At 68.4% G+C, this 18,104-nt stretch carries 16 protein-coding genes; 5 read left to right on the forward strand and 11 right to left on the reverse strand.

Annotated features, from left to right (window positions below; genetic code table 11):
- Positions 1-42: 42 nt before the first annotated feature.
- From phoB to AUL34_RS21055, 8 genes are all read right to left on the reverse strand, one after another.
- Positions 43-774, reverse strand: a complete 732-nt coding sequence (phoB, locus tag AUL34_RS21020) for a phosphate regulon transcriptional regulator PhoB (RefSeq protein ID WP_061938522.1) — start codon at positions 772-774, stop codon at positions 43-45.
- A 2-nt stretch (positions 775-776) separates the two neighbouring features.
- On the reverse strand, positions 777-1,499 hold the full coding sequence (gene phoU / locus AUL34_RS21025; RefSeq protein ID WP_061938524.1) for a phosphate signaling complex protein PhoU: 723 nt from the start codon (positions 1,497-1,499) through the stop codon (positions 777-779).
- A 53-nt stretch (positions 1,500-1,552) separates the two neighbouring features.
- Positions 1,553-2,362 carry a phosphate ABC transporter ATP-binding protein PstB gene (gene pstB, locus AUL34_RS21030; RefSeq protein ID WP_244492669.1) on the reverse strand — a complete coding sequence of 270 codons (810 nt, stop codon included), beginning with the start codon at positions 2,360-2,362 and terminating at the stop codon, positions 1,553-1,555.
- Positions 2,363-2,376: 14 nt separating this feature from the next.
- Positions 2,377-3,705, reverse strand: coding sequence for a phosphate ABC transporter permease PstA (gene pstA, locus AUL34_RS21035; protein WP_061938530.1), 1,329 nt, complete (start codon positions 3,703-3,705; stop codon positions 2,377-2,379).
- Positions 3,705-5,183: a phosphate ABC transporter permease subunit PstC gene (gene pstC, locus AUL34_RS21040; protein ID WP_061938531.1), complete on the reverse strand. Its 1,479-nt coding sequence runs from the start codon at positions 5,181-5,183 to the stop codon at positions 3,705-3,707. Before pstC ends, pstA begins: the two co-directional genes overlap by 1 nt.
- Positions 5,184-5,288: 105 nt before the next feature.
- Positions 5,289-6,332, reverse strand: a complete 1,044-nt coding sequence (locus tag AUL34_RS21045) for a PstS family phosphate ABC transporter substrate-binding protein (RefSeq protein ID WP_061938589.1) — start codon at positions 6,330-6,332, stop codon at positions 5,289-5,291.
- Between the two features lie 150 nt (positions 6,333-6,482).
- Positions 6,483-7,760, reverse strand: coding sequence for an ATP-binding protein (locus AUL34_RS21050; protein ID WP_061938534.1), 1,278 nt, complete (start codon positions 7,758-7,760; stop codon positions 6,483-6,485).
- Positions 7,761-7,783: 23 nt separating this feature from the next.
- The gene (locus AUL34_RS21055; RefSeq protein ID WP_156421052.1) at positions 7,784-8,767 is read right to left on the reverse strand and encodes a hypothetical protein; all 984 of its coding nucleotides are present in this window, start codon (positions 8,765-8,767) and stop codon (positions 7,784-7,786) included.
- A 204-nt stretch (positions 8,768-8,971) separates the two neighbouring features.
- Here AUL34_RS21055 and AUL34_RS21060 point away from each other — a divergent pair, with 204 nt between their 5' ends.
- Together AUL34_RS21060 and AUL34_RS21065 are read left to right on the forward strand one after the other, a co-directional pair.
- Entirely contained in the window at positions 8,972-10,840 is a 1,869-nt protein-coding gene (locus AUL34_RS21060) for a glycoside hydrolase family 15 protein (RefSeq protein WP_061938541.1), read from the forward strand.
- A complete protein-coding gene (locus tag AUL34_RS21065) occupies positions 10,827-11,642 on the forward strand; it encodes an SDR family oxidoreductase (protein WP_061938544.1) in 816 nt (271 codons plus the stop codon). Before AUL34_RS21060 ends, AUL34_RS21065 begins: the two co-directional genes overlap by 14 nt.
- 58 nt (positions 11,643-11,700) lie before the next feature.
- On the opposite strand, the gene AUL34_RS21070 is transcribed toward AUL34_RS21065, so the two are convergent.
- Both AUL34_RS21070 and AUL34_RS21075 read right to left on the reverse strand, forming a co-directional pair.
- The gene (locus AUL34_RS21070) at positions 11,701-12,405 is read right to left on the reverse strand and encodes a DUF1013 domain-containing protein (protein ID WP_061938547.1); all 705 of its coding nucleotides are present in this window, start codon (positions 12,403-12,405) and stop codon (positions 11,701-11,703) included.
- A 138-nt stretch (positions 12,406-12,543) separates the two neighbouring features.
- Positions 12,544-13,551, reverse strand: a complete 1,008-nt coding sequence (locus AUL34_RS21075; RefSeq protein ID WP_061938549.1) for an NAD(P)H-quinone oxidoreductase — start codon at positions 13,549-13,551, stop codon at positions 12,544-12,546.
- Between the two features lie 354 nt (positions 13,552-13,905).
- Here AUL34_RS21075 and AUL34_RS21080 point away from each other — a divergent pair, with 354 nt between their 5' ends.
- Positions 13,906-14,427: a DUF1465 family protein gene (locus AUL34_RS21080; protein ID WP_061938553.1), complete on the forward strand. Its 522-nt coding sequence runs from the start codon at positions 13,906-13,908 to the stop codon at positions 14,425-14,427.
- A gap of 126 nt (positions 14,428-14,553) precedes the next feature.
- Here the strand turns inward: AUL34_RS21080 and rpmE are convergent, their stop codons facing one another.
- Positions 14,554-14,775: a 50S ribosomal protein L31 gene (gene rpmE, locus AUL34_RS21085; protein WP_055892581.1), complete on the reverse strand. Its 222-nt coding sequence runs from the start codon at positions 14,773-14,775 to the stop codon at positions 14,554-14,556.
- 194 nt (positions 14,776-14,969) lie between these two features.
- Between rpmE and AUL34_RS21090 the strand changes: the two genes are divergently transcribed.
- Both AUL34_RS21090 and AUL34_RS21095 read left to right on the forward strand, forming a co-directional pair.
- Positions 14,970-16,781, forward strand: a complete 1,812-nt coding sequence (locus AUL34_RS21090; protein WP_061938555.1) for an ABC transporter transmembrane domain-containing protein — start codon at positions 14,970-14,972, stop codon at positions 16,779-16,781.
- 63 nt (positions 16,782-16,844) lie between these two features.
- On the forward strand, positions 16,845-18,080 hold the full coding sequence (locus tag AUL34_RS21095) for a PLP-dependent aminotransferase family protein (RefSeq protein ID WP_061938557.1): 1,236 nt from the start codon (positions 16,845-16,847) through the stop codon (positions 18,078-18,080).
- Positions 18,081-18,104: the final 24 nt, after the last annotated feature.

Genomic DNA, 18,104 nt, shown 5'->3' on the forward strand with positions numbered 1-18,104 from the left:
TTCGCGCAGGTGCGACGAAGCTTCCGCTTCGCGCAGGGATCGTCAGGCGGTCTCGGAGCGGGCGGCCACTCGCGGCGCGGCAGCCGTGAAGGTCTCGTCCAGCGCGTAGCCTGCGCCGCGCACCGTGCGGATGGGATCGCGCTGGCGCCCCCGGTTCACGGCCTTGCGCAGGCGTCCGACATGGACGTCCACGGTGCGTTCGTCGACATAGATGTCGCGGCCCCAGACACCGTCCAGAAGCTGCTCGCGCGAGAAGACGCGGCCCGGCGACTGCATCAGGAACTCGAGCAGCTTGAACTCGGTCGGCCCGAGCTTCAGCTCGCGTCCCGCCCGTCGCACGCGGTGCGTCTCGCGGTCGAGGTCGATGTCGCCGGCGACGAGCTGGCTGGAAATCCGCTCCGGCTTCACCCGGCGCAGCATGGCGCGCACGCGCGCCATGAGTTCGGGCGTCGAGAAGGGCTTGACCACGTAGTCGTCGGCGCCCGTCGAAAGCCCGCGCACGCGCTCCGACTCCTCGCCCCGCGCCGTCAGCATGATGATCGGCAGGCGCTCGGTTTCGGGCCGACCCCGGAGGCGCCGGCAGAGCTCGACCCCGGAGAGACCCGGCAGCATCCAGTCGAGGAGCAGGAGGTCGGGCACCTGCTCCTTCAGCCGGAGATCCGCCTCGTCGCCCCGGGCGATCGTGTCGACCACGTAGCCCTCGGACTCCAGATTGTAGCGAAGGAGGATCGACAAGGCCTCCTCGTCCTCCACCACCGTGATCCGGGGCGCCATGATCAGGCGCCCCGCACGCCGGCCGGCGCGACCAGGGTGGGGGTCGAGTCGCCCTTCGGCCGCTCGATCTCCATCTGGCTTCCGGTCTTGATGTAGAAGATCGTCTCCGCGATGTTCGTCGCGTGGTCGCCGATGCGCTCGATGTTCTTGGCCGAGAACAGGAGGTGGGTGCAGGCGGTGATGTTGCGCGGATCCTCCATCATGTAGGTCAGGAGTTCGCGGAAGATCGAGGTGTAGAGCGCGTCGATCTCCTGGTCGCCGCGACGGATCGCTTCGGCGCGCAGATGGTCGCGCGTGGCGTAGGCGTCGAGCACTTCCTTCAGCTGGCCGAGCGCGAGTTCGGACATGTGCTCGATGCCGCGCACGAGCTGCACCGGCTGGGCGTGGTCGTGGACCGCCAGGACACGCTTGGCGATGTTCTTGCCGAGGTCGCCGATACGCTCCAGGTCGTTGGAGATGCGGATGGCGCCGACGATCTCTCTGAGGTCGTGGGCCATCGGCTGGCGCTTGCCGATGGTCATGATCGCATGCTCGTCGATCTCGCGCTGGGCGGCGTCGAGAAGCACGTCGTCCGCGACGACCGACTGGGCGAGCCCCGCGTCCGATCGGATGAGTGCCGACACGGCTTGTTCCACCATCCGCTCGGCCTGGCCGCCCATCTCGGAGATGCGGCGCAGGATGAACTTCAGCTCCTCGTCGTAGGACGTGACGATGTGTTGTACCATGACGCTCAGCTCCCTTCTTGGATCCGGACCGCGGCCCGGTTGTGTCGTTCCGGTCAGCCGAAGCGGCCGGTGATGTAGTCCTGCGTGCGCTTGTCGTCCGGGTTCTGGAACATCTTCTCGGTCGGCCCGACCTCCACGATCTTGCCGAGATGGAACATGGCCGTGCGCTGGGACACGCGCGCCGCCTGCTGCATCGAGTGCGTGACGATCACGATCGTGTAGTTCTGGCGCAGCTCGTCGATCAGTTCCTCGACCGTCGCCGTTGCGATCGGGTCGAGCGCCGAACACGGCTCGTCCATGAGGATGACCTCGGGGCTGACGGCGATGGCGCGTGCGATGCACAGGCGCTGCTGCTGGCCGCCCGACAGGCCGGTGCCCGGCTCGTGAAGGCGATCCTTCACTTCCTCGAACAGGCCGGCCTTGCGCAGCGAGGTGACCACGATCTCCTCGAGGTCCGTCTTGGACTTGGCGAGGCCGTGGATCTTCGGGCCGTAGGAGATGTTCTCGAAGATCGACTTCGGGAACGGGTTCGGCTTCTGGAACACCATGCCGACGCGAGCGCGAAGCTCCACGACGTCGATGCCCGAATTGTAGATGTCCTCGCCGTCGAGCGTCACGAGGCCCTCGACGCGGGCGCCGTCCACCGTGTCGTTCATGCGGTTGAGGGTGCGCAGGAAGGTGGACTTGCCACAGCCCGACGGGCCGATCAGCGCGGTCACCTGCCGTTCGTAGACGTCGAGATCGACGGCGAAGAGCGCCTGCTTGGGCCCGTAGAAGACCGATACGCCCTTGCCGCGCATTTTGGCGCTCGGCGCCAGGGTCGGGACGGCGGGTGCGGCCGCCTTGATCGGAAGCTGTTCCATCATGAGTTTCGCCTCTACCAGCGCCGCTCGAAGCGGCGGCGAAGAATGATCGCCGTGATGTTCATCACGGCCAGGAAAAGAAGCAGCACGATGATCGCGCCGGAGGTGCGCTCCACGAAGGCGCGCTCCGCTTCGTTGGCCCACATATAGATCTGGACCGGCAACGCCGTGGAGGGGTCCATCGGGGTCGCCGGGTAGTTGGCGACGAAGGCGACCATGCCGATGAGAAGCAGCGGTGCCGTCTCGCCGAGCGCATGGGCGAGGCCGATGATCGTGCCGGTGAGGATGCCGGGCATCGCGAGCGGCAGGACGTGGTGGAACACCATCTGCATCTTGGACGCGCCGAGACCCAGCGCTGCCGCTCGGATCGAGGGGGGTACCGCCTTCAGCGCCGCACGGGTCGCGATGATGATGGTCGGCAGCGTCATCAGCGTGAGCACCAGGCCGCCGACCAGCGAGGCCGAGCGCGGCAGGCCCATGTAGTTGACGAAGATCGCAAGGCCCAGGAGGCCGTAGACGATCGATGGCACGGCCGCCAGATTGTTGATGTTCACCTCGATGAAGTCGGTGAACCGGTTCTTCGGCGCGAACTCCTCGAGATAGATCGAGGCGGCGACGCCGATCGGCAGGGCAAGGGCGAGTACGATGCCCATCATGTAGAGCGAGCCGATGATGGCGACGCCGACGCCCGCCGTCTCGGCGCGCGAGGAGGCGCCGAACGTGAAGAGGCCCGTGTTGAAGCGCTGCTCGAGGTCGCCCGACTGCTCCAGCGTGCGGATCCATTCGAGCTGCTTGTCCTTGATCGGACGGCGCGCCTCGGGGATCGACAGGTCGAACTGGCCCTTCACGGCCGAGTCCACCGTGGAGTTCGCGTAGAGCCAGACGTCCTCGGTGGTTCCGATGACCGACAGGTCCCCCATCACCATCCCGCCGAGCTGGGTGCGCACCCCTTGCGAGACGAGCTGCGTGGCGAGCGTCACGTCGGCGCGGTTGGCCGGGTCGATGCCGAGCCGCTGGACGAGTGCGTCCTGCACGAGCTTCGGATAGTTGGCGAGACGCAGCGCCTGGAGGTCCTTGCCGCCGGTGTTCTTCGGGTCGATCACGGACTGCGAGAAGGTGATCGGCAGGCGGATCTGCGTCTGCCAGAAGGCGGTGTAGCCTTGGCTGACCACCGTGTAGAGCAGCGTCGCCAGGAAGATCATGCCGATCGCGATGGCGGCGACGCCGTAGGCCTTGAAGCGGCGCTCGGAGGCGTAGCGCTTCTTCAGGCCGATGTCGCGGCGCGGCGGCGCCTTGGCGTCGACGACCGTGCGGCCGCCGGTGGGAAAGGTCGCGTCGCTCATCAGTCGTACTGCTCCCGATACTTGCGCACGATCGCCAGTGCGACGACGTTGAGGACGAGGGTGATCGCAAAGAGCGTGATGCCGAGTGCGAAGGCCACGAGGCTCTGCGGCGAGGTGAAGTCGAGATCGCCGGTGAGCTGCGAGACGATCTTGATCGTCACCGTGGTCATCGCCTCGAACGGGTTGGCGGTGATGTTGGCGGCGATGCCGGCCGCCAGCACCACGATCATCGTCTCGCCGATGGCGCGCGAGGCGGTGAGGAGCAGCGCCGAGACGATGCCGGGAAGCGCTGCCGGAAGCACCACCTTCTTCACCGTCTCGGAGGGCGTCGCGCCCAAGCCCAGCGAGCCGTCGCGAAGCGAGCGCGGCACCGCGGTGATGATGTCGTCCGAGAGCGACGACACGAAGGGGATCAGCATGATGCCCATCACGAGGCCGGCGGTCAGGATCGACTGCGCCTGGATGAAGCTGGAATAGTCGCCGGTGAGCAGCCCGTTGATGTCGGACGAGAGGTCGCGCAGGAACGGACCGACGGTGATCAGCGCGAAGAAGCCGTAGACGATGGTCGGGATGCCGGCCAGCACTTCGAGAAGCGGCTTCACCACCGAGCGGACCCGGCTGGACGCGTATTCGGCCATGTAGATGGCGGCGAAGAGCCCGACCGGCACCGCGAAGAGCATGGCCACGAAGGCGATGTAGAGCGTGCCGAGGAGAAGCGGGATCAGGCCGAACTGGCCGGTGGCGTCGGACCCGGCCGCCGCGAAGCGCGGCTCCCACACCGTGCCGAAGAAGAAGCTGGAGGGCGGTACGCGACTGAAGAAGTCGATGGATTCGAACAGCATCGAGCAGACGATGCCGACCGTGGTCAGGATGGCGATGGAGGAGCAGAGCACCAGGAAGGTCTTGACCACCCGCTCGACCTGGTTGCGCGCGCGCAGTCGCACCGCGATCCGGCGCAGGGCGAGAACGAGGCCGATCACCGAGACCGCCAGCACCGCGGCCGTCATCGCGAGGCTGCTCGTGTCCTCGAGTTGGTTGCGCTCCAGGGCCTGGCGGACCATCGAGTCCGTCGTCTCGTTCGGAACCGGGATGCCGCGGCGCGCGAGCAGCGGACGCAGGTCCGCGACGCTGATCTGGTCGAGATTCTCACGCTCCTCGCTCGGCAGGAGGCGGATGCCTTGGCCGATGGAACGCACGAGGCTGGCGCGCAGCGACGGCGCAAGGTTCGTCTCGTCGGCGGTGGCCGCCGGAATGTCGACGAGGCTCGTGACCACGACGGGCGACACGGACAACCAGACCGCCAGGACCAGCAGCGCCGGGATCGTCGCGGCCATGGCCGCGTAGACGCCATGATAGATGGATCGCGAATGCAGCTTGTCGGTGGAGGCGGCGGCGAGCTGCGCGCTTCGTCGGCGCGCCAGCACGAAACCGACGGCGCCGATCACCAGCACGGTCAGAACGATTGCGAAAATGGACACCGTCCCGCGTCTCCCGACAGGATGAACGAACGAAACGGCCCGGGAGGCCGGGCCGCGCAGAGGAAGAAGCGCGACCCTCGAGGGCCGCGCTCCGTATCGGGCTTATCAGCCTTCGATCGTGGTGCCGGCCGCGAACTTCTGGCGGGCTTCCTCGCGCTGGGCGTCCGGCGCGGGCACGAGGCCGTACTGGGCGAGCGGGCCATCCGGGCCGACCATCTGCTCGGAGAGGAAGAACTCGACGAACTCGGACAGGCCCGGAACGACGCCGATGTGGGCCTTCTTCACGTAGAAGAAGAGCGGACGCGACACCGGATACTCACCCGAGGCGACGGTTTCGACCGACGGGGTGATGTTGGAGACGGTGGCGACCTTCAGCTTGTCCTGGTTCTGCTCGTAGAAGGCGAGACCGAAGACGCCCATGCCCTGCGGGTTGGCGGCGATGCGGGCCAGCGTCTCGGTGTAGTCGCCCGAGATGTCGGTGGCCTTGCCGTCGTTGCGGACCTGGTGGCACTGCTCGGCAGCCGCCTTGTCGTCCATGCCGGACGCCTTGTAGGCTTCCAGGGCGCCCGAGGCCTTGCAGCCGGCGACGAGGAGCTTCTCTTCGAAGACTTCGCGCGTGCCGTGGTTCTCGGCGGGGATGAAGGCGGCGATCGGCTGGCTCGGCAGCGAGGCGTCGGCTTCGTTCCAGGCGGCGTTGGCGTTGTCGACGACCTTGCCGTCCTTGACGACCTTGGCGGCGAGCGCGTTGAAGACGGCTTCCGGGGTCAGGGCGAAGCTCGGTCCCTGCGCCGACGAGGCGAACACGATGCCGTCATAGCCGAAGCGGACTTCCTGGATGTCGTTCACGCCGCCGTCCTGGCAGGCCTTCTTCTCGGAGTCCGAGATCGGGCGCGAAGCGTTGGCGATGTCGACGGTGGCCGGGCCGACGCCCTGGCAGAACTGGCGGAAACCGCCCGAGGTGCCGCCGGACTCAACGACCGGGGTCGGGAAGTCGGGATAGACCTCGCCGAAGTTCTCGGAGACGATCTGCGCATAGGGCAGAACCGTCGAGGAGCCGGCGGCCTGCACGGGCTCGGCGGACTGCGCGAAGGCCTGGCTGGAAAGGGCGAAGGCAGCGCCGAGCGCGAGGCCGGCAAGCGTCTTGTTCAACACGAGGTTGTCTCCGTCATGGAGTTTCAAAAGCGAACCGCCGGACATCGGAGTCTGCGGCACCGGTTCGCCGCTTGGTCTATCGACCGCGCACAACTCCTATATGACAGCTCGTTAATCGAAATATGACAGCACAAGATGCTGTTTTTGTTACGGTTTTTCCAGAGTATCGAGGAATCGCCCGAAGCGGACGGAGAATGTCGCGCCTTTTCCCGGCTCGGACACGATCGCAAGCCGCGTCCGGTGGCGCGTCAGGACGTGGCGGACGATGGAGAGGCCGAGGCCGGTGCCCGGCTTGCCGGCCGTGCCCTCCTCCACGCGGTAGAAGCGCTCGGTCAGGCGCGGCACGTGCTCGGCCTTGATGCCCTTGCCGAAGTCGCAGACATAGGCCTCGACGCCCTCCCCGTCGCGGCGCAGACCGATCTCGACCCTGCCCCCGTCGCTGCCGTATTTGCAGGCGTTCTCGAAGAGATTGGCGAAGACCTGGATGAGCTCGTCCCGGTCGCCGTTGACGAGGACGCCGTCCCCGTCGAGCCCGACGAGCTGGACCGCGATCCCGCCTTCGCTCGCCTGGGGGCCGAGTTGCCGCGCCACGCTGCGCAGGACGTCGGCGATGTCGGCGGCCTCGTTCGCGCGAAGCCTGCGGCGCGTCTCGATCCGCGACAGCGACAGGAGGTCGTCGATCAGGCGCGACATGCGACGCGCCTGATCCTGCATGATGTCGAGGAAGCGCGCGCGTGCGGCGGCATCGTCGCGCGCCGGGCCCTTCAGGGTTTCGATGAAGCCGGTCAGCGAGGCGAGCGGCGTGCGCAGCTCGTGGCTGGCGTTGGCCACGAAGTCGGTGCGCATCCGCTCCAGGCGCCTCGCCTGCGTATGGTCGCGGAAGAGGAGGAGGAAGAAGGGCGGACGCTCGCTACCGGCCAGCTGGAGCGGCAGGATATCGATGCCCCAGGAGCGATCCGTCGGCAGCCGCTCGGTCAGCTCCTCCTGCTCCGCCTCGTCGCTCTCGACAGCGCGCTCCAGCGCCGCGAGGAGGTCGGGCGCGCGGAACCGCATGGCGATCGGATCGCCGAGCGCCAGGGGACCGAAGGCGCGCATCGCCGCGGCATTGGCGTAGCGCAGGGCGAGGGAGCGATCGACCACGACGGCGGGCTCGCGCACCGCCTCGACGACGCCCTTCACGCTCGCATCGGGCCAGAGCGGCTGCTGGCGCGTGCGCCCGGAGCCGGCGCCGTGGGGCCGCGTGCGGGAAGCGCCGCGCAGGAAAAGATGCACGAGCAGGCCCGCGAACACGAAGGCGACGGCCGTTCCTCGCGCTTCGGGGATCGTCACGGCCGCCACCACGAGCCCGCCGGCCCAGATCATCGCGGGTACGAAGCGCAGCCAGCGCCGTGCCGTCTCCCCGCCGGAGCGTCCCGTCTCGTCCACGCCCTACCCCAGATGCTCGAAGATCAGCCGACCCGGCGAAGTCGCAGCGAAAAGACGTCGACGTCGTTGGTGGTGCCGTTGACGCCGGGCCCGATGGCGATCGAGGCCGGCGAGCGTGCGTCGGCCGGCACCGGCACGTCGAAGATGAAGGCTTCCTCGCTCATGGTCGTGGAGAAGCGCTGGCGCTCGCACAGGCTGGTGCCGCCGAACAGGCAGCGCACGGAGAACTCGCGCTGCGTGCCGTCGGGCGAGCCGGCCGTGACTTCGATGCGCACGTTGGAGCCGGCGATCTCGCCGACGACGCCGGGTCCGATCGCCATCAGCACCTCGCCTTCGCCGGCGGTCGGCCCCGAAACGCGGACCGCGTCGCGGCCGCCCGAGCGGGGCGCCGCCTCGATACGCCCGCCGGCGGGCGTCGAGAGGCTCTCCAGGTCGTCGCCGTCGAACACCGTGATCCAGTCGAGAGCGGAGGTCTCGTTCTGCGCGGCCGGCGAATCGGGTCCCGATCCGCGGATCATGCCGCCGATGAAATAGGCCAGAAGCGCCAGCACGAGCGCGAAGACGACGGCCGCGATCAGGACGGAACGCGGCGAGCGCGCTTCGCGCACGGGTTCGGCGCCGGGGCGCTCGCCGCCGGGGGTCCAGGTGCTCGCCACCGGATCGTCGGCAGCCTCCGTGGGCTCGAAGGCGCGCGGCGCGCGCGGGGCATCCGGCGCATCGCGCCCCGCGTCGTCGGCAGCCCGCGCATCCGGCGCGAAGCCCCGTTCGGCTTCCGCTTCGGCGACGGGGTCGGAAGCCTGCCAGTCGGCATGGTCCGCTTCCACGCGGTCGATCGTCTCGGCGAGCTTGGCGCGCTGCGCGTCCACCTCCGCCGCGTCCGCGCCGCGCGTCTCGAGCATGCGCTCCAGCGCGCGTTCGGAAGCGGCGTAGATGCTTTCCCGGAAGGCCGGATCGCTCGCGTCGCCGCCCTGCAGGGCACGCCGCAGGCTGTCTTCCATTGCGCTCATGTCATCTCCCGGCCGATCGAGGCGACACCGTCGCGACAGTGCCTCGGCATCGCATCTGGATAGCGAATGCGGCGGAATGGAGCAATCGCACGCGATGGTGCGGCGTGAAGGCCGGGCCGCGTGGCGACGTCCGGCCACTTTCCTTTCCCCGCCGCCGCCCGACCTTGTTCCGACGAACCACCGGAAAACGTCCGAAGTCCGCCGATGCCGTCCCCCGTCACGACGTCCACTCCGATCGGCCAGCACGGCGTGATCGGCGATCTCAACACCCTCGCGCTCGTCACGCCGGACGGGCGCATCGATTTCCTGTGTCATCCCGACATCGATTCGCCAACGCTCTTCGCCTCGCTCCTCGACCCCGAGAAGGGCGGCGAGTTCCGCTTCTGGGCGACGGCCGAGGGCATGGGTCGCCGGCAGATCTACCTGCCCGACACCAATATCCTTTTGAGCCGCTTTCTCGGCGAGGATGGGATCGGCGAGGTCTCCGACTTCATGCCGCTCGACGGGTCGGGGCGCATCGTGCGCCGCGCGAAAGCCGTCATGGGGCCCGTCTCCTTCGCCCTTCGTCTCGACCCGCGCCCGGAATACGCGAGCATACGCCCCACCCTGACCCGGACGGACGATGGCGCGCGCATCGATTGGTCACGCGACGGCGGCGCCGCGCAGACGTTGTATCTCCATACGTCCGTCCCCTTGCGTATCGAGGACGGCGCGCTGGTCGGCGAGGTCACCCTTCGCGAAGGCGAGACGGCCTATGCCGTCCTGTGTCCGGCCCGGGAGGGATGGGACAGCGCCGGTGCGGACTATGTGCGCACCGCGTTCCGCGCGACTCGCGCCTACTGGCACGCCTGGGTGGCGCGCGGGCGTTATCCCACCTTCTCGCGCGAGCTGGTCGTGCGCTCGGCGCTGACCTTGAAGCTCCTGACGTCCGCCCGGCACGGCTCCATCGCGGCGGCGGCGACCTTCGGCCTTCCGGAGGTCGTGGGCGGCGAGCGCAACTGGGACTACCGCTTCTGCTGGGTGCGCGATTCCGCCTTCACCCTCTATGCCCTGTCGCGCCTCAACTACTACGACGAGGCCGAGGCGTTCACCCACTTCCTGATGGAGCGGGTCGAGCTCAGCGACGGTGATCGGTCCGGCCTGCAGATCATGTACGGGATGGACGGGCGCAGCGAGTTGACGGAGACCGAGCTGCCGCAGTTCTCCGGCTACCGTGGATCGAGGCCGGTGCGCGTCGGCAACGGTGCCTTCGACCAGCGCCAGATGGACATCTTCGGCGAGTTCATGGACGCGTTCTATATCGCGACGCGCGCGCGCGGAAAACCGGGCTATGCGGTCTGGGCGAAGCTGTCGGGGCTCATCGACTGGCTGTGCGCCAACTGGCACCTGCCGGACCGTGGCATCTGGGAAAGTCGCGGCGACGACAAGGAGTATCTCTCCTCGCGCCTGATGTGCTGGGTGGCGATCGATCGCGCGATCCGCATCGCGATCCGCGAATCGATGCCGGCCGACCTCGCCCTCTGGCACGGACAGCGCGACACGATCCAGAAGACCATCGTGGAGGAGTTCTGGAACCCGAAGGTCGGCGCCTTCACGCAGTTCAAGGGTGGCGACACGCTGGACGCGGTCGTGCTCCTCATGCCGCTGGTCCGCTTCATCAACCCGCGCGACCCGATGTGGGTCTCGACGCTGAAGGCGGTACGCGAAACCCTCGTCCACGACTGCCTGGTGCGGCGCTACATCAACGGTCCGGACAATCACGACGGGCTGGAGGGCGAGGAAGGCTTCTTCACCATCTGCTCCTTCTGGTACGTGGAAGCCCTGGCGCGCACGGGCTTCGTCGCCGAGGCGCGGCTTCTGTTCGAGAAGCTCCACGCCTATGCCAACCATCTCGGCCTCTATGCCGAAGAGCTCTCCACCGACGGGCAGCATCTCGGCAACTTTCCGCAGGGCCTTACCCACCTGTCGCTGATCTCGGCCGCCATCTGGCTCGACCGGGCTCTGACGGCAGACCCCGCCGACCCGGCCCATCCCGGCTTCCGGATGATCGAGGACCCCGATGGCATCTTCTGACCTCCTCTCGCTGCGGGGCCAGGTGGCCGTGGTCACCGGCGCATCCGCCGGCATCGGGCGCGCGTGCGCGGTCGAGCTGGCGCGCGCCGGCGCGGACGTCGCGGTCAGCTTTCACGGCTCGCACGAGGGCGCCGCCGAGACCGTGTCGCGGATCGAGGCGCTCGGCCGCCGGGCGATCGCCGTCCAGGGGGACGTCGGCACCGAGACCGACGTCATCAGCCTCTTCGACGAGACGGAGCGGCAGCTCGGGCCCGCGGACATCGTCGTCTCCAATGCCGGCCTGCAGCGCGACGCCGCGCTCTCCGACATGACCCTGGACGACTGGGAGACGGTGATCCGCACCAATCTCACCGGCGGGTTCCTGATCGCGCGCGAGGCGGTGCGCCGCTTCCGCGCCAAGGGGCGGCGGCCCGAGGTTTCGCGCGCGCTCGGCAAGCTGATCTTCGATTCCTCGGTCCACCAGCGCATTCCGTGGGCGCTCCACGTCAACTACGCGGCGTCCAAGGGCGGGCTGAAGCTCCTGATGGAGTCGGTGGCCCAAGAGGTCGCGTCCGAGGGCATCCGCGTCAACGCGGTGGCTCCCGGCGCCATCGCGACCGACATCAACAGGACGGAGCGCGAGAAGCAGGGCGGCATGGATGCGATGCTGACGCTCATCCCGCACGGGCGCGTCGGCGATCCGGAGGATGTCGGCCGCGTGGTCGCGTTCCTCGCCTCCGACGCTTCGGACTACATCGTCGGCCAGACCCTGTTCGTCGACGGCGGGATGGCGCTCTATCCCGGCTTCCGCGGCAACGGCTGAACGAGAAAAGGCGGCCCGAGGGCCGCCCTTCCAGAGATCCTGCGATGGAGCGAACCGCTCAGCGCAGCTCGTCCTCTTCCTCGTTCTCCTCCGGCTCGGTGCGGCGCATGGAGGTGAGCTTGGCGAACACGGCGGCGGCGTCGAGCTCGCCGTCCTCGCGCGGCTGGCCCGAACGGTAGTTCTGCGTCTGGGCGGCCGACAGCAGGCGCTCTTCTTCCGCCACCTCCTCCGGACGCGGCATGCCGCGCGAGGCCTTCTCGACCTCGAGATCGAGATCGATCTGCGAGCAGAGGCCGAGCGTCACCGGGTCCATCGGCTGAAGGTTCGCCGAGTTCCAGTGGGTCCGCTCGCGGATCTGCTCGATCGTGTGCTTGGTGGTGCCGACGAGGCGCGAGATCGCGGGATCCTTCAGCTCGGGATGGTTGCGCACGAGCCAGAGGATGGCGTTCGGGCGGTCCTGGCGCTTGGAGACGGGCGTGTAGCGCGGACCCTTGCGCTTGGCCTCCGGCACGCGGACCTTGGGCGGCGCGAGCTTCAGACGATGCTTCTCGTCCTTTTCGGCCCGCACGATCTCGTCGCGCGTCAGCTGCCCGGTGATGATCGGGTCCATGCCCTTGATGCCCTGCGCCGCCTCGCCGTCCGCGATCGCCTTCACCTCGAGCGGATGCAGCGTGCAGAACTCGGCGATCTGTTCGAAGGACAGGGACGTGTTGTCGACGAGCCAGACGGCCGTGGCCTTGGGCATCAGAAGCTGCTGAGCCATGGATATAGGTCTCCTGTAGGCCGGCCCCGGTCAGGCAGGCTGTGGTCATGCCACGAAATTCCGGAAATCGACATCGACTATAGGCATCCGCGGCGCGGTTCGCAAGGAACGATGCGACGCCGGGCCCGGCGCCCGCCGTCAGCCCTTCGCGGCGCCGGTCACCAGAACGATCTTGCCGATATGGTCGACGTCCATGTGGGCATGCGCCTCGGATGCCCGGTCCAGCGGATAGGTCGTGTCGATCAGCGGCTTCACGTGGCCCTCCCGGAGCAACGGCCAGACCTTCGCCTCGAGATCGGCCACCAGCGCCGCCTTGAAGGCCTTGTCGCGCGCGCGAAGCGTCGAGCCGGTGAGCGTCAGGCGCTTGCGCATGATGGCGAAGAGGTCCACCTCGGCCTTGCGACCGTTGAGGTGCGCGATCTGAACGATCCGCCCGTCCACCGCCGCCACCTCGACATTTCCGGCGAGGTAGTCGCCGCCGATCATGTCGAGCGTCAGGTCGACGCCGCGTCCGCCCTGCCAGCCCTTCAGGGCCGCCACGAAATCCTCCGCCCGGTAGTTCACGGCAAGGTCCGCCCCGAGCCTCCGGGCGGCCTCCGCCTTGTCCGCGCTGCCGACGGTGGTGGCGACATGGGCACCGAACGCGTGCACCAGTTGGATCGCGGTGGTGCCGATGCCGGACGTGCCGCCATGGACGAGGAAGGTCTCGCCCTGCCGCAGCCCGCCGCGCTGGAAGACGTTGTGCCAGACGGTGAGGAAGGTCTCGGGGATCGCGGCCGCCTCGACGAAGCCGAGGCCCTCCGGCACGTGCAGGATCGAACCCGCGTCGGCCAGGGCGTATTCGGCATAACCGCCGCCCGCCAGGAGCGCCATCACCCGATCGCCTTCCCGCCAGCGTTCGACGCCGGGGCCCACGGCGGCCACCGTTCCCGCCACTTCCAGCCCCGGCCAGTCCGGAGCGCCCAGCGGCGGCGGGTAGGCACCCATGCGCTGGAGGACGTCCGGCCGGTTCACGCCCGCCGCCCGCACCGCGATCAGCACCTCACCCGCGCCCGGGCTCGGCACGCGGGCCTCGCGGGGCACCAGCACCTCCGGTCCCCCGTGGCCATCGAGGGCAATGATCGTCATCCGATCGGGCTGGGTCATCGGTCGAGCCTTTCGCAAACGTCGGGCGTCACTTAACGCGAGCGAGCGAAATGTCCTCCCCGTCTTAACCTCTCGTTGACCATTCCGCCGCATAGTCGAGGCAGTCCAGATTGCTTTGGATGGCGACCTTGCCGGTTGTCGAGCCTCCCTGTTGACACTCTAGAGCCGCCAAGTGCGGCTCTCTTTTTGCCGCAAACGCAGGGGTTCGGCATGCTTTCCCGCCGTTAACCAACATTGACCGGGGCGCCTTGCGCAACAGGCCGCGGGGGTGGATTCTAGGAGCAACAAGGCAGTGATGCGCCGCACTGGCGCCGCGCCGTTGCAACGATTCGCTTCAAGGTCGGTTTTCCGCGCATGACACATTCAGTTCTCGATCACGGCGAACCCACTCGGACGATCAAGCTGGCGGAGCGGCTAGCCTTCTCGTCCTCCTTCCAGCCGATCTTCGACGAGGGGATGACCCTGGTCGACGAAACCGCGGCCTATCTCGACGGGGACGGGCGGCGCGACGCACGCGCGATCTCGCGCGGTGCGGCGACGCTCTATGCGGCCGAGTCCATGCGGCTGACGACGCGCCTGATGCAGGTCGCGTCCTGGCTCCTCCTCCAGCGTGCCGCCAACCAGGGCGACATGTCGCGCGCCCAGGTCGAGGCGGAGAAGGTCAAGGTCCGGCTCGACGGCATCGGCGGCGGCGGCGATTCTCCCTTCTACGAGGAACTGCCCCTGGCCTTCCGCGACCTCGTGGAGCGCGCGGTGATGCTGGAGCGGCGCGTCGCCATGCTCGACCGCGAGATCTACGGCGAACCGCAGCTCGACGCATCGGCCAACCCGGTGGGCGAGCAGATGCACCTCCTGCGCACGGCCTTCGCCGTCTGAACGCCGGCCAGCTTTCACGATAAAGGGCGCGCGGGTCATCCACCCGCGCGCCCTTTTCGTTTGGTCTCGAGCCAACAAAAAACCCGGCTCGCGCCGGGTTCCTTGTGGTCCGTAAAGAGCCGGCAATCAGATGCCGAGGCCCTCGTAGCGCTTCTTGAAGCGCGACACGCGGCCGCCGCGATCCAGCATCTGCTGGTTGCCGCCGGTCCAGGCCGGATGGCTCATCGGGTCGATGTCGAGGTTGAGCTTGTCGCCCTCGGCGCCCCAGGTGGAGCGCGTCTGGTACTCGGTGCCGTTGGTCATCACGACGGTGATCGTGTGGTAGTCGGGATGGATGTTCTGCTTCATGACTCAGCTTCCAAGGCTACGCGCTCGCACCCACTGGGGCCCAAGACCGGAGCCCGCCGGCAAGGTGCCGGGTGGACATTTCGACCAAGGACCGGAATGAGGAGCGCGATCGCTTTCAAATTCAAGGGCGAGCCTATACATCAGGGCCCGAAAGCGCACAAGAGCCGCAAAGGCGGCCGCAAGGGACAACCAGTTTGCGAAACGGAACCGCCGAGAAAGCCGGCGGCGGGACACCCCGCCGCACGCTGACGCCGCTGGCGCGCCTCTGGCCCTACATGATGGCACACAAGGGCCATGTGGCCGCCGCCCTGTTCTTCCTGGCGCTCGCCTCGATCACGACGCTGTCCCTGCCGCTCGCCGTGCGTCGCGTCGTGGACCATGGCTTCGCGTCGGCCGATACGACCTTCGTCAACAGCTACTTCGGCATGCTGGCGGTGCTGGCGCTGGTGCTCGCCCTGGCGAGCGCCGGGCGCTACTACTTCGTCATCACGATCGGCGAGCGGGTCGTGGCAGGCCTTCGCAAGGACGTCTTCGCCCACGTCCTGACGCTGTCCCCTGCCTTCTACGACCGGAACCTGTCGGGCGAGATCGTCTCGCGCCTCACCGCCGACACGACGCAGATCAAGTCCGCCGTCGGCGCGACGGCCTCGCTTGCCCTGCGCAACTCGATCCTGTTCTTCGGCGCCGCGGCCATGATGGTGGTCACCAGCCCCGGCCTCTCGGCCATCGTGCTCGGCGCGATCCCGTTGATCGTCCTGCCGCTCGTCGCCTTCGGGCGTCAGGTGCGCGCCCGCTCGCGCGCCGCGCAGGACGTTCTAGCCGGCGCCAGCGCCTATGCCGGCGAGGCGATCGGCTCGGTGCGCGCGGTCCAGGCCTTCACCGCGGAAGGCGAAGCGAGAGGCCGTTTCGATGCCGCCGTGGACGACGCCTTCGAGGCGGCCCGCCGCTCGGTCTCGGCGCGCGCCGGCCTCACCGCCTTCGCGATCTTCCTCGTCACCGCTTCGATCGTCGCCGTGCTCTGGGTCGGCGCGCAGCAGGTGATCGGCGGCACGATGACGCCGGGAACACTCGGCCAGTTCCTGCTCTATGCGGTCTTTGCCGCCTCCAGCCTCGGCCAGCTCTCGGAGGTCTGGGGCGAACTGACGGCCGCCGCCGGCGCCACGGAACGCCTGTCGGAACTCCTCGAGGACCGGGCGGAGATCGCCGACCCCGTCGATCCCCTCCCCCTGCCCGCCCGCGCCCTCGGTGCCCTGCGCTTCGAGGACGTCAGGTTCCACTATCCGACCAGCCCCGGTCGCGAGACGCTGCGCGGCCTCTCCTTCGATGTGCGGCCGGGCGAGACCGTGGCGCTCGTCGGCGCTTCGGGCGCAGGCAAGTCCACGGTCTTCGCGCTTCTGGAGCGCTTCTACGATCCGAGCGCCGGCCGCATCCTCGTCGACGGCCTGGATATCCGGCGGGTGGAACTCTCCGCCCTGCGCCGTCGCATCGCGCTCGTGCCCCAGGACGTGACGGTGTTCGCCGGAACGCTCGCCTCCAACATCGCCTTCGGCGAGCCCCAGGCGACGCGGGCGGAGATCGAGGCCGCCGCCGATGCGGCGCTCGTCACGCCCTTCGTGCGCCCGTTGCCGGACGGCTTCGATACGGCGGTCGGCGAGCGCGGCATCACGCTCTCGGGCGGCCAGCGCCAGCGCGTGGCGATCGCCCGCGCCATTCTGCGCGATGCGCCGATCCTGCTTCTCGACGAGGCGACTTCGGCGCTCGACGCGGAAAGCGAGGGCCTCGTCCAGAAGGCACTCGATCGACTGATGCGCGGGCGAACGACCGTGGTCATCGCCCATCGCCTCGCGACCATCCTCAAGGCCGACCGTATCCTCGTGGTCGACGGGGGTCGGATCGTCGAGGAAGGCACCCATGCCAGCCTGATCGCGGCAGACGGCGCCTACGCGCGTCTCGCCCGTCTCCAGTTCGGCGCGGCCGAGGCGGCGTTGCGCGGGGCCGCGGAATAAAAATAGGTCAGCATTGTTGACATATTCTGCCCGCGGGTGTGAAGCACGTGCAGGAGGATATCCATGACCCTGACCGATCTCTTCGCCACCCGCTCCGCCCGCATGAAGGCATCCGAGATCCGGGAGCTCCTGAAGCTTCTCGACCAGCCGGACATCATCTCCTTCGCCGGCGGCATTCCCGACCCCGCGCTGTTTCCGCACGAGGCCTTCCGCAACGCCTATGCCGAGGTGCTGTCCGGAGCCCAGGCCAACGCCGCCCTGCAGTATCAGGTCAGCGAAGGCTATCTGCCGCTGCGCCGCTGGCTGGCGGCCCACATGGCGACGCTCGGTGTCCCCTGCGACGAGGGCAACATCTTGATCACCTCGGGATCGCAGCAGGGTCTCGACTATCTCGGCAAGCTGATGCTGTCGCCGGACGACACGGCGCTCGTCACCTGGCCGACCTATCTCGGCGCGCTTCAGGCGTTCAACGCCTACGAGCCGCGCTACGACCGGCTTCAACCGAACGGCGGCAACACGACGCCTGCGGCCTATGCGGACGCGGCGGCGAAGGCCGGCGGGCGCCCCAAGTTCGCCTACCTCGTGCCCGACTTCGCCAATCCGACCGGCGAGACGCTGACGCTGTCGCAGCGTGAAGCCGTCCTCGACCTCGCCACCGAACTCGACATCGCCGTGATCGAGGACGCCGCCTACCAGGCGCTGCGCTACGACGGCGATCCCGTCGCTCCCATCATCGCGCTCGACTGCGCACGCTCGGGCGGTCTCGACGAGGCGCGCACGATCTATTGCGGCTCCTTCTCCAAGATCCTCGCTCCCGGTCTCCGCATGGGCTGGATCTGCGCCCCGCGCCGCATCGTCGAGAAGCTCGTGCTGATGAAGCAGGCGTCCGATCTCCACAGCCCCTCGATCAACCAGATGGCGATCCATCGCGTCGCCGAGACGAGCTACGCCTCGCAGGTGGACAAGGTCCGGCACGTCTACGGCGAGCGGCGCGACGCCATCCTCGCGGCCCTTGAAGCCTCGATGCCGGACGGCGTCACCTGGAGCCGGCCGGAGGGCGGGATGTTCATCTGGGTGACACTGCCCGAGGGCATCGACACGGCGACGCTCCTGGCGCGGGCGGTCAGCGAGGAGCGCGTCGCCTTCGTGCCCGGCAGCGCGTTCTTCGCCGACGGATCGGGGCGCAACACGCTGCGCCTGTCGTTCACGCTGGCGGACGAACGCGCGGTGACGCAAGGCATTCCACGCCTCGGCCGGCTGGTGCGCGACCAGCTGGCGTCGCTAGAACACGTCCGGTGAACCCCCGTTCTCCGGACGTGTTCC

The organism is Aureimonas sp. AU22, from assembly GCF_001463745.1.
Taxonomy (GTDB): Bacteria; Pseudomonadota; Alphaproteobacteria; order Rhizobiales; family Rhizobiaceae; genus Aureimonas.